Genomic DNA, 12,407 nt, shown 5'->3' on the forward strand with positions numbered 1-12,407 from the left:
CCTCCATCGCTGAATATATACAAAAACCAGAGGGTGTTGCCCTCTGGTTTTTTTCATCTTTACAACTATCAGCGCATATCGTCTGATATCGCAATATTCACGAGTACGAAAGTCTTATTTAAAAATGAAATTCAAGCACCTTATCGCCGCACTGAGCCTGACCCTGCCCCTCAGCCATTTTGCGATGGCAGCGCCAGCGACGCCTGAGACAGCAGCGCCGGATCTGGATATCCGGATACAAAATTACAGTCGTGTGTTAACACCGGAAGGTGTGACGCGCGAAGCACGTTACGAAGAAACCCTGTTACGCCGCGCCAAACACGTCTGGATCGCCCGCGTTTTGCCAGCCGGTATGCATGACCATGCAGACGGCGATCATTCTGACGAGAAGACCAACAAGAAAAATAATTCTGGCAACGCGAAAGAAGCCAAGCACAAACACTTCAATCATGTGGTGCTTCCGCGCCATGTGTTCCAGGAAAATAATAAAACCCAGATCGAATTCGTGAACACGAAAGATAAAGAAATTATCGCTATTCCTGTTTCTGAATACGACAATGTGAACTTCGATGGCTCGTGGGAAAACGCGTTTTATCTGCTTGATCCTAAACTCGTCAAAGCCATGCCGCTATCAAAGAAGGCATCGACCATCAGCGGTGCGCAATGGCGTGAACGCGAAATGAATGGCAATTTCCAGAGAGTATTGTGGGATGAGCAAAAGCAAATTCCGCTGATCATCGAAAGCGGCGATAAAGCCGGTACTTTCTTCCGCCGCGTTGAAGTCAAACTGCAAGCTCCGCTCAGCACTAAGCTGCCATGGCAAAATTTAAAAGGCTATGCGCAAAAAGAATATGCGGATTTTCTTGATTGATTTGTACGCAGATCAACCGCGCTGTAATGAGCGCTCAAACACAGAGATCAGATACTCCCCGTTATTGAGCCATGAATACCCCTGATGTCCTTATAGAATAAGGGCATCCCAATATACTCCCCCCAGTATATTCAGACGTAAAAAAGGGCAGAATCATCTGCCCTTTTTCATTCAAACCTGCGTCGTACTTCCAGTCATATCAGCGCCGGAAGTGCGTTCATCAGAAATTATTTCGCCAGTTTGACACTGCTGACATCGGCAGTCAGATAGCCAACCGCAGAAGCGAAACGATCTTTGTAGTTCGCCCGCACCAACGGATCGAGTGTAGGCTTAACGATATTGTGGATACTGCCCCAATCGCCAGCGTGCTGGAAATTGCTGGTGATGTAGGTCCAGCCATTCAGATTATCCACCACCGACAAACCAGTTGCCTCGGCACCGGCAGGCATAGATGCAACGCGGGTCAGTTTTTTGGTGTCGACGTTGTAAGCCCACAGGAAGTTGTTGACGTGATAGCTGCTGTCTTCACCGATAAACAAGGTGCGCAGTTTTTCGGAGAATTTCAGATTATCCGGCGCGCCGATTTTGTCCGGATTCGCTGTATTACCCAAAGCATCCGCCGCAATATCTTCACCGATCAGCAAAGTTTTGGTGACAGTCGGCACCCATTCACTGTTGATGGCCGCACCAGAAGTATCTTTCTGACCGCCCGCCAGTGTATGCGCCAGAATACCGCCTGCGTTCAAGGCTTTTTCTAAAGTCACGCCGAATGCTTCGTTCCAGGCTGCATTACCGCGCACCATGGAACTTTGCATGTTTTGCAAAGCAGAATACGCAATCTTGTCTTTCGCATTGACGGTCGTGCCTTCAAGCTTCGTCAAGGCCATACTGCCGCCCATCATCGCCGCATAACGATGTGTTTCGAGGAAAGCCGCTGCTTTTTCCATACCGGCTTTGACGCGTACCCACTGGATTTTTCCACTGATATAAATCTTGGTGTAAGTCGCATCTTTTGGATCGGTATTGGCCACATCCATGATGTCAGTTGGTTTCAGTTTGTTTGCCAGTGCTTCGATTTCTGCACTGGTCGCGGAGCCGAGTTTAATCCAGCTCAGTGACGCACCGGCAGCTGCAGTATCGAGTGAGAAACCCGCACCGATTTTAGCCACATACAAAGAACCGGAAGACAGGTCTTTTTCTTTGTCTGCCACGAAAATAAACAAGCCGCCATTCGTTGCATCGTCACCCATCAATGCCGTGCGGTTATCCGGGAAAACCTGAATCAGCTCATGCGAAATACGACCCAGGCAATAATGTTTTTTGATCGAACCAGTGCCATCAGGATTGACTGTCACTTCTGGTAAATGACCATAGTGGTACGGATTTGCTTTCGTTGCGTCACCAAACAAATTGGTACTGTATGCCGCGAACATCGCATTCGACGAAATCGTGAACGCATCTGGCTCATACTCTTCGCTCGACAGATGTGTGTCCCACGGCGACAGGCTGGAACCGCAGGTAATCCACAAACCATTGGCTTTGGATGTATCGACGTTATGGTATTTCACCAGGCTCAATTTACCGGTTGTCTGATCCTGATCCAGTGTCAGTACAGCGATAGGTGAAGGCAATTTACCGTACATATCGGTTTTGCCATCTTGCGCCCAGGTTGTGTATTCGAACTGCACCACCGCAAATACTGCTTTGCCTTTGATGCCTGTCACTGTCGGATTCGGCAACGATAACAGGGAAGTGCCATCCGGCGAATCTGAGAAGTATTGACGTTCTTTGCCCGCAACGGTCGCATCAATAATCGGCTTGTTATTGATGTCGTAGTAACCACCGGCTAACACTGTGCCGCCGTTACCGTTCGGTACCATGTCACCGGTCAGGAAGAAAGGCTGATAGGCCAGTTTGTAGGTTTGCGTAGAGTTGTCGCTAAACGTCACATTCAGGCTGGAAGCCACTGTCGTCGTTGCCATCGCGGCGGCATTCGTCAATGTTGGCGCAGCCATTGCAGTGAAATCTGCAGAAACAAAATTCGCCACCGGAGCAGCCGGAGCCGCAGCAACTGCCGAGCTGCCACCACAGGCAGACAGCAGCGATGCTGTGGACATTGCACCGAGCGGCAGCAACGGTGCACCAGCGAGGAATTTTAATGCCTTGCGGCGGCCTGATTGAGGTTGATCTGACATAAGTAGAATTCCAGAATAATTGACGTCAAAACGCGGGCATCAGCGATGCGCGGCGCACAAATTTAGTAAGAATCCGCGACGCAGAACGAGACGCATCAGCGGATTCACCGCTACGCAGTTTAAAAAGTAAATATGACAAGACGATGAATAGAAACACCGCCGTGTTCACACGACGTCTGCCTGACGTTGTTTTGATCAGACGCACTTTTGCAACTGAATTGCATTTTCAGGCATAATGCATGCTTACTCGTACTTATTCTTGCTTACTCTTTTCTGCATTCGATATGAAATCTGCGCATCACAGCCACACCGTCAGCGATCAGGCACAGGCCTCGGACTTGTTGCGGGCCAGCGGCGTCCGCGTTACCGATGCAAGGCTGGGCGTGTTGTCTGTATTGCTGGATACCAAACGTGCGTTGTCACATCTGGAAGTGCAGGATGCGCTGCCTGAGATGGACAGAGTCACCTTGTACCGCGCACTGGATTGCCTGACGGAAGCTGGCTTGACGCATAAAATTCCGGGCGATGACCGGGTGTTCCGCTACAGCACCGGCAGTGAACAGTCAGGCGATTCGAAAAGCGGCGTGACGCAGCACCAGCACGGCCATTTCAAATGCACCCGCTGCGCCCGCGTGTTTTGTCTCGATGATGCAGAACAACCGGCCTCTTTACGCGAGCAATTGCAAGCGACCCTGCAGGCAACGCTTGGGCGCGGTTTTCAAAGTCATGACATCGAGCTGACCATCAAGGGCTGGTGTGCTGACTGTTCCAATTAACTTTTCTTTCTGACCCTATGGCACTGATTCCAACCACTATTCTTACCGGCTTTCTGGGCGCGGGAAAAACGACCCTGCTCAATCGCATCCTGCAGGAAAACCACGGCTATAAAATCGCCGTGATCGAAAATGAATTCGGCCAGGAAAATATCGACAATGAAATTCTGGTTCAGGACAGCAATGAACAAATCGTCGAAATGAACAATGGTTGTATCTGTTGCACTGTGCGCGGTGATCTGATCATCGCACTCAGCAAGCTGATACAACAAAAGAACGAAGGCAAGATTGATTTCGACCGCGTGATTATCGAAACCACAGGTCTGGCCAATCCCGGCCCGGTTGCGCAAACTTTCTTCGTTGATGAAGAAGTCGGCACCTACTACATGCTTGATGCCGTCGTCACCGTGGTTGATGCGCGTCACGGTATGCAACAACTCGATGAACATGAAGAAGCGCAGCGTCAGGTGGGCTTTGCCGACAAGATTCTGCTGTCTAAAACCGATCTGGTTGATGCGAAACAACTGGCGATTCTGCGCTCACGTCTGACGCATATCAATCCACGCGCGCCAATCAGCACCGTCGATTTCGGCAAGATTGCCATCGCAGAAGTGCTTGATCTGAAAGGCTTCAATCTGAACGCAAAACTGGATCTTGATCCTGAGTTTTTAAGTGAAGAAGAACATTCCCACGAACATCATGCTGAACATGCGCACGATGACGAACACTGTGATGAACATTGCACACATGAACACGGGCACGAACATACGCATAATCATCATCACGCCCATCATTCTGACGATATCGCCGCATTTGTGTTTAAAAGCACACGCCCGTTCAACACCGGGCAGCTTGACGAATTTTTAGGTGGACTGGTGCAGGTGTTCGGCCCGCGCATGCTGCGTTATAAGGGCGTGCTGTACATGCAAGGTGCTGACCGTAAGGTAATCTTCCAGGGGGTACATCAGATTATGGGAACCGATGTCGGCGCGAAATGGGGGGATGAAGAAACGAAAGAAAGCAAAATGGTGTTTATTGGCAAAAATCTACCAAAAGACATATTTATTCAAGGTCTGGAGCATTGTTTAGTATAAACTGTCGGGCTACTGATATCAGGCATTGTCTGTTGTGCAAGTGGCATGAGTAAAAATGCTGCTTTTCATATCAGTAAGGGGAGGATAAATTATCTGAAAACTTCATCGTTTCAGACTTTTTCTATGTGTTAACCCGTTGTATCGAAAGTAAGCGAAGTGGCAACTAAATCATCTAAATCGACTGCTACAGTCAGCGCCCCCGAAGCCCTGCTCACCGAGGAACAAATCCTCGCGATGGGAGAGAAGGACTATATGAACGCTGCACAACTGGCATTTTTCAAGGCCCGTTTGCAACAGCTTGAAAAGGATTTATTGAAGAATGCCGACGAAACTACCGAGCATCTTCGCGAAACCGTATTAGTTCCCGATCCGGCAGACCGTGCCACGATCGAAGAAGAACATGCGCTTGAGTTACGTACCCGTGACCGCGAACGCAAATTGCTGAAAAAAGTTCAGCAATCCATCGCCAGCATCGATGAAGGTGACTACGGCTGGTGCGAAGAAACAGGCGAGCCTATCGGCGTTCCACGCTTATTGGCACGTCCGACAGCAACGCTGTCACTCGAAGCTCAGCAACGACGCGAAATGAAACAAAAACTGTACGGTGATTAATTCCACTGTCACAAAAAAGCGTTAAAGTAAAAAGCGTGTGATCAGTTACACGCTTTTTTTACTCAAGAAACTGCAACAGTGTTGCACCAATAAGGAACTTTGTAGATATTCAGCTATCCAAGCCGCGTCTTGCACCTGCCAATCAAGGAAAGAATGTTGGCTTTTTGCAACACAACTTACAACGCAATACCTATAGCAATATCCGGTCAAGTTTTCGATACAAATGAGCTCATCTTATCCATTCAGACACAGACGCAGCAGCCACTGGCTGTTGTGTCTGCTGCTGCCCGCTTTATTGCTGGCGCAATGGGTCAGTCTTTCTCATAAACTCGCGCACGCGGGCTGGCCCGGTGGCAAAGCGCAAGTCACCGCGCTCAGCAACAGTTACACGTTCTGGCAAGTCACTTCGGATTCCGACGAAAGAGCACTGCACTCCTGCGCGTTATTTGACGCGACCGTCGCTGCGGATTATCTCGATGCCAGAATGCCGACACTGTCGGCCATCGATACAACAGACTTCATTAACACCTTTGCCGCCAATATCGTCTGGCTGGCCAGCATACAGCTCTCATTCTCTTCACGCGCCCCACCTTTCTGAAGCATTGAAAATCTCAGCCGGAATTCAATTTCATCCGGCACTCAGTTCGTTTTTCAGATCGCTCTTCTGAGCGGTCTGCTTTGTTCATTTTCATGTTTCAGGAAAAATCATGCAATTTCACCGCACCATTGCCGCAGCCGCCGTCCTCTCCGCCCTTGCTCATTGCAACTCCAACGCACAAGCGATCAATACTGTCACGGTCACTTCCAACCCACTGGGAAATGGCGAAGACATGCAAGTACTGACGCCGGCAAAAATACTTTCCGGCCCTGAGCTGCGCGCAAAAATTGGCACCTCACTCGGTGAAACGCTGGGCAACGAGCTCGGCGTATCCGCCTCAGGATTTGGTGCAGGTGCATCACGACCTATCATCCGCGGTCTGGAAGGTCCACGGGTAAAAATTCTGCAAAACGGCATGGGTGTTGCCGACGTCTCCAGCCTTTCAAACGATCACGCAGTCGCCAGTGAAAGCTCGACCGCACAACAAATCGAAATTTTGCGCGGCCCGGCGGCTTTGCTCTACGGCAGCGGTGCCATCGGTGGTTTGATCAACGTCATCGACAATCGCATTCCCACCGTATTAAATAAAAAAATCACTGGCGAAGCGGAGCTCAGATACGGCACAGTGAATCAGGAAAAAAGTGGCTCATTCTCCGTGGATGGTTCCAGCGGCAACATAGGATTACATGTAGACGGCAACAGCCGTGAAACCAGAAATTATGATATCCCGGGTAAAGCAAACCTGTCAGATCCGGCATCAGCAGATGGCAAACTACCTTCCAGTTTCACCCGTTCAAACAGTCTCGCTGCCGGTGCATCCCTGATTCAATCGTGGGGTTATCTGGGCGCAGCGGTGCAAACTCTGAACGACCATTACGGCATACCAACTGCAGAAAAATCCTTTATCGATCTGCGGCAGAACAGGCTTGATCTGGAAGGCCAGCTCAACTCGCCACTAAAAGGTTTTGATAGTCTGAAATTTAAACTCAGCGGCACTGATTATCAGCACACCGAAAAAGCTGAAGACGGCACCCCGGTCACAAACTTTAAAAACAAAATGCTGGAAAGTCGCATCGTCCTGTCGCATGCGAACTGGTCCGGCTGGCAAGGCAGTTGGGGGCTGCAGACGGAACAGACCAAATTCTCAGCATTGTCGGCTGCAAGTGGCCGCGCTGATACCGTTCCTTCGACCAAATCAACCTCGGTTGCGGTATTCGCGCTGGAACAACGTCAGTTTGGTGATGTTCTTGGCAGCGCAGGTGTACGACTTGAAAATGTCAGCCGTGAACCCGACGAAATCAGTGCACTCGCTCACAGAAACTTCAATCTGTATTCCGCGTCTGCCGGTGGTTTATGGCAATTTACTCCGGGCTATAGCGCCGGTCTGAGTTTGTCACTAGCGCAACGCGCTCCGGCAACAGAAGAATTGTATTCAGCAGGCCCGCACGAATCGACAGCGACGTTCGATATCGGCAATATCAACATGAAAAAAGAGATTTCACATAATCTCGAATTCACCCTGCAAAAATCCACCGGATTGCTGCGCTGGAAGTTGAATGCATTTATTAATCAAGTCGACAACTATATCTATGGTCATACGGATGGCACCAAAGTAGATGGAGAAGGTATCCCTCAGGCGGACGCTGAATTTACTTTGCGCAACTGGTCACAGGCGACTGCGAAGATTCGCGGTGGCGAAGCGGAAATCAGTTATAACCACTTGGGAGAAGGATTTTCTGCGCGCGCCTTTGCTGATATCTCGCGCGGTACACTGACTGATCTCGGAAACTTACCTTTGCAACCGGCCACACGTGTTGGTTTCGATTTGGGATTCAAACAAGGGGCTTGGCGCACGTCGCTGAATATCCTGCATGCACAGCGTCAGGACAGACTGGCCAGTTTTGAAAATTACGTCACACCCTCGTATACCAAAATAGACGCCAATCTGAGTTACTCTCATCCGTATCAAGGACAACAAATTACCTGGTTCCTGATGGCCAGAAATTTACTGAATCGGGATATACGCCTGTCCACCTCGATATTGAGAGAAAGTGTTCCACAACCAGGCAGAAGCTTTATCGCCGGAGTCAGAACCAGTTTTTAATTTCTGCCTTGTTACGAAATGTAAAATTAAATTTACACAGATGGCGTAGTTAAATGCGAAATGGAGGCTAAATGCCTCCATTTTTGTGTATATGAGCTTAATATGCTAACTTCTCTAAGATATTTTTTAAAAACTGATTTTTGTAAAAAATAAAACATTGTTAAGTCAGAAAAGCGCAGCTTACTATTTACGCTCAATTAAGAATATACTTAGCAAGTACAAATTTCACTCGTTTAAGACGTATTTTTTTAGGAATAGTGTGGGGATTTTTTCTCTTTTCGGTAAAAAAGGTGGCAAAAAAGAAGATCGCTCCACCGAGAAATCTTCTTCAAGAAAAGCTCGCTCTAAATCTGGTAACACTGTTATTACAGGTTTCCATGACAGCGAGGTTTTCAGCAATTCTGTCATTGCCCAGCGCCACGTCGCTCGTGCTACTGAACGAAAAATTGATGCCATAGAATTTGAAATGTCGCGCGACATCGTCAAGACGCGCCCGCCGGTCATCACCAAAACCGATATTTCAAAAAAACTCGGCAACAGTAAATTTGATCTCACCGAACACACACAACCCCTGACAAATCGCGGTCCTGTAGCGGATTTTCAAACAACGCTACCAATGCCGATGCCGTCAGATTATCTGCTCGGCCACAATACAGAAATTCCGGGGTCAGCACTTGCCTATAGTGAATCCGTACCGGTTCTCGAAGAAGCAGCTATTTTGTTTGCAAGCGGACAAAATGAAGTGGCAGAGCAAATGCTGGATGCCGCCGTACATCACCAACATCTGGGACTGGCGACTGAAATAGGCTGGCAGATGCTATTTGACTTATACCGGATCACGAATAATCAGCATAAGTTTGAAAGCCTCTCGCTCGATTACGCCAACAAATTTGAAACTTCGCCTCCGCTGTGGCCTGAAAATACACCGCAGCCAGAAGCCGACACGCATCCTAAGGATGCGTCCCGACCAAGCATACTTTTCCCGGTAAAACTTGACGCCACCATTGTCAAAATACTGGAAAAAATTAATATTGCGAGCGCAAAAAGTCCTAGCCTGCGTCTGGATTTCTCGAAAATTAAAGAAGTTGATCCTGTCGGCTGCGGTTTATTGTTACGGACACTCAAAAATCTGAAAAAGACCGGGCATGATCTGATGCTGGTCGGTGCACAAAGCCTGACAGATAAAATTCGCGCCATTTTGCAGGTCGGGCGGCGTGATGAAACAGAGGCCCCGTGGCTGCTGTTATTAGAAATTCTGCAATTGCTGCACTTTGAAAAAGCATTCGAAGAAGCCAGCATGGATTACTGCATTACGTTTGAAGTGTCTCCGCCGTCGTTCGAAGCACCTCAGAATAATGTCACCGATGCCTTCCCAGAGCTCAATCATGAAGAGGAAGAAGCGCCTTCTGATCGTTTCTTCATGCCTGCAATGGTGGATGGCAGCGTCGACACGCTGGTGAAAAAAATTGCTGAACAAGCAGCACAGCACCAGCCTTTGATCATCGATTGTTCGAAACTTGACCGCGTGGAATTCAGTGCCTCCGCTGAGTTATTAAACGGCCTGGCACCCATCGTCGGCAAACCCGGTGTGACTATCCGGTTTGAAGAAGTGAATTATCTGGTCATGATGTTATTTAACGCGATGGGTTTAAAAAATATCGCCAGCATCTCACTGCGTAAGCACTAGACTTCTTGTAATTCTGCCGACACACCCCATTTTCTTTCTGGTTCCGATGCGCCATCGCGTGTGTGTTGTCGCTTTTTATTCTTGCGCCTATCTGTCATCCGTCTGACAAAGACGATTTTCAAATAAGTATAGCGGTAGCGAGCACTCACGTAACAAGATCCGCTCAGTACGCAGTCTCGTTCTGCTTTAATCTCTGCCGGCGCGAGCCTGCGAAGCTTCGCAACATAGTTTCAACCATTTATGAGGTCCTTATGGAACAATTTCACGGCACCACCATCCTGACGGTACGGCGCGGCAATGTAGTCGCCCTCGGCGGCGATGGTCAGGTCACCCTTGGCAATATCGTTATGAAAGGTACGGCGCGCAAAGTGCGCAAGCTGTATCACAATAAAGTACTGGCGGGTTTCGCTGGCGGTACCGCAGATGCATTCACATTAATCGAACGCTTTGAATCTAAACTGGAAAAACATCAGGGGCATCTGATGCGTGCATCGGTGGAGCTCGCCAAAGACTGGCGTACCGACCGTATGTTACGTCGCCTGGAAGCAATGCTGTTGGTGGCAGACAAAGACACGACCCTGGTCATCACCGGCAATGGTGATGTGCTTGAACCGAATCAGGGCATAGGAGCGATCGGCTCAGGCGGTACCTTTGCTCAATCAGCCGCGATTGCCCTGTTTGAAAATACCGATTTGTCACCAGTCGAGATCGTCAAGAAGTCGCTGACGATTGCAGGTGAATTGTGTATTTATACTAATTTGTCGCACACCATAGAAACCCTGGAATAATTTTGATTCACCATGCCTGATGAGCGCCTGCGGCGCCGGTATGGATTTAAGAAGCAGATAGGAAACAGCATGAATATGACTCCGCAAGAGATCGTCTCTGAACTCGATAAACACGTGGTTGGTCAGGCCAAAGCGAAACGGGCAGTCGCGATTGCCCTGCGCAATCGCTGGCGTCGCCAGCAGGTCGAAGAGCCGTTGCGCCATGAAATCACGCCAAAAAACATTTTGATGATAGGCCCGACAGGCGTCGGTAAAACAGAGATCGCCCGTCGTCTCGCGAAACTAGCGGATGCCCCTTTCATTAAAATTGAAGCGACTAAATTTACCGAAGTCGGTTACGTCGGGCGCGACGTCGATACCATCATCCGAGATCTGGTCGATATCGGTATCAAGCAGACCCGCGAGTCTGCGACACGCAAAGTCCGGCTGCGCGCGGAAGATGCGGCAGAAGACCGCATTCTCGATATTTTATTGCCACCGGCACGCGATTTCGGCATTCATCCTGAAGGCAGCGAAGCTGCGCCAGCCGCTGACAATGCGACCCGCCAGACTTTCCGCAAACGTCTGCGTGAAGGCGCGCTGGACGACAAAGAAATCGAACTGGAAGTGGCTGAAGCAGTAACCCACATGGAAATCATGGCGCCGCCGGGCATGGAAGAAATGACCGAGCAAATTAAAACCATGTTCTCGGGCATGGGCAATGGCCGCAAGAAAACCCGCAAACTGAAAATCAAAGAAGCATTCAAATTGCTGATTGAAGAAGAAGCGGCCAAACTGGTCAACGAAGAAGAATTGAAACAGGACGCGATCAGAAACGTAGAGCAGAACGGTATCGTTTTTCTGGATGAAATCGATAAAATTGCATCACGCTCAGAAACTGGCGGTGCCGAAGTTTCGCGCGCCGGTGTGCAGCGTGATTTGCTGCCGCTGGTTGAGGGCACGACGGTCAATACCAAGTATGGGATGATCAAAACTGATCATATTTTGTTCATTGCTTCGGGTGCTTTCCATCTCGCCAAACCGTCCGATCTGATCCCGGAATTACAAGGCCGTTTCCCTATCCGGGTCGAACTTGAATCCTTATCGATTGCCGATTTTGAACGCATATTGACCAGCACGGATTCTTGCCTGACACGTCAGTATCAGGCCTTGCTGGCAACCGAAGATGTTGCGGTGGACTTCACTCCGGAAGGCGTGGAAAAACTCGCCAGCATCGCTTATTCCGTCAATGAAACGACCGAAAATATCGGTGCGCGCCGGCTGTACACTGTGATGGAAAAACTGCTGGAGGAAATCTCTTACGCAGCACACGAAAACGCTGGAAAAGTGGTGACGATAGACGCGGCCTATGTTGAAGAGCGACTCGGCGCATTGTCGGTTAATGAAGACTTGTCGCGCTACGTGCTGTAAGCGGCATACCTGATCATTCTGCGAGGTTCAACATGGCAAACAAAGCACTGGCAACACGGCAGCGTATGCAATTCCGTGTTGAGCCTTCGCAGGTGGGTCGCCACTTAGCACAACATCATGCGACAAAGCTTGCATCCGGCACAAAGCCCAAAGTACATCCGGCACCGGCCACAGCGAACGCAACAGCAAAAGCAAAAGCGAAACCCAGGCTAAAGGCCAAGGCTGAATAAAGCCTGAGCTTTTTTGATCAACCTTGCCTTATTGCCTGACCAAAA

11 protein-coding genes are annotated in these 12,407 nt (G+C 49.3%); 10 read left to right on the forward strand and 1 reads right to left on the reverse strand.

Annotated features, from left to right (window positions below; translation table 11 throughout):
• The first annotated feature begins 124 nt into the window (after window positions 1–124).
• A complete protein-coding gene (locus Undi14_RS08995) occupies window positions 125–871 on the forward strand; it encodes a hypothetical protein (protein ID WP_234030499.1) in 747 nt (248 codons plus the stop codon).
• Between the two features lie 227 nt (window positions 872–1,098).
• Here the strand turns inward: Undi14_RS08995 and Undi14_RS09000 are convergent, their stop codons facing one another.
• The gene (locus Undi14_RS09000; RefSeq protein WP_200179604.1) at window positions 1,099–3,066 is read right to left on the reverse strand and encodes a PhoX family phosphatase; all 1,968 of its coding nucleotides are present in this window, start codon (window positions 3,064–3,066) and stop codon (window positions 1,099–1,101) included.
• A 284-nt stretch (window positions 3,067–3,350) separates the two neighbouring features.
• Between Undi14_RS09000 and Undi14_RS09005 the strand changes: the two genes are divergently transcribed.
• From Undi14_RS09005 to Undi14_RS09045, 9 genes are all read left to right on the forward strand, one after another.
• Window positions 3,351–3,842: a Fur family transcriptional regulator gene (locus Undi14_RS09005; RefSeq protein WP_186884396.1), complete on the forward strand. Its 492-nt coding sequence runs from the start codon at window positions 3,351–3,353 to the stop codon at window positions 3,840–3,842.
• Between the two features lie 17 nt (window positions 3,843–3,859).
• On the forward strand, window positions 3,860–4,933 hold the full coding sequence (locus Undi14_RS09010; RefSeq protein WP_200179606.1) for a GTP-binding protein: 1,074 nt from the start codon (window positions 3,860–3,862) through the stop codon (window positions 4,931–4,933).
• Between the two features lie 207 nt (window positions 4,934–5,140).
• Window positions 5,141–5,545 (forward strand): RNA polymerase-binding protein DksA, encoded by a 405-nt coding sequence (dksA, locus tag Undi14_RS09015; protein ID WP_186884601.1) that lies wholly within the window; start codon window positions 5,141–5,143, stop codon window positions 5,543–5,545.
• Window positions 5,546–5,768: 223 nt separating this feature from the next.
• A complete protein-coding gene (locus tag Undi14_RS09020; protein ID WP_200179608.1) occupies window positions 5,769–6,143 on the forward strand; it encodes a hypothetical protein in 375 nt (124 codons plus the stop codon).
• Between the two features lie 109 nt (window positions 6,144–6,252).
• Window positions 6,253–8,247: a TonB-dependent receptor gene (locus tag Undi14_RS09025; protein WP_200179610.1), complete on the forward strand. Its 1,995-nt coding sequence runs from the start codon at window positions 6,253–6,255 to the stop codon at window positions 8,245–8,247.
• Between the two features lie 259 nt (window positions 8,248–8,506).
• Window positions 8,507–9,934, forward strand: coding sequence for a hypothetical protein (locus Undi14_RS09030; RefSeq protein ID WP_186884392.1), 1,428 nt, complete (start codon window positions 8,507–8,509; stop codon window positions 9,932–9,934).
• 251 nt (window positions 9,935–10,185) lie between these two features.
• A complete protein-coding gene (hslV, locus tag Undi14_RS09035) occupies window positions 10,186–10,722 on the forward strand; it encodes an ATP-dependent protease subunit HslV (RefSeq protein WP_186884391.1) in 537 nt (178 codons plus the stop codon).
• 69 nt (window positions 10,723–10,791) lie between these two features.
• Entirely contained in the window at window positions 10,792–12,132 is a 1,341-nt protein-coding gene (hslU, locus tag Undi14_RS09040; protein WP_200179612.1) for an ATP-dependent protease ATPase subunit HslU, read from the forward strand.
• A 32-nt stretch (window positions 12,133–12,164) separates the two neighbouring features.
• Window positions 12,165–12,362 carry a hypothetical protein gene (locus tag Undi14_RS09045; protein WP_186897660.1) on the forward strand — a complete coding sequence of 66 codons (198 nt, stop codon included), beginning with the start codon at window positions 12,165–12,167 and terminating at the stop codon, window positions 12,360–12,362.
• Window positions 12,363–12,407: the final 45 nt, after the last annotated feature.

Origin of the sequence: Undibacterium sp. 14-3-2, assembly GCF_016595265.1 — a bacterium.
GTDB lineage: Bacteria > Pseudomonadota > Gammaproteobacteria > Burkholderiales > Burkholderiaceae_D > Undibacterium > Undibacterium aquatile.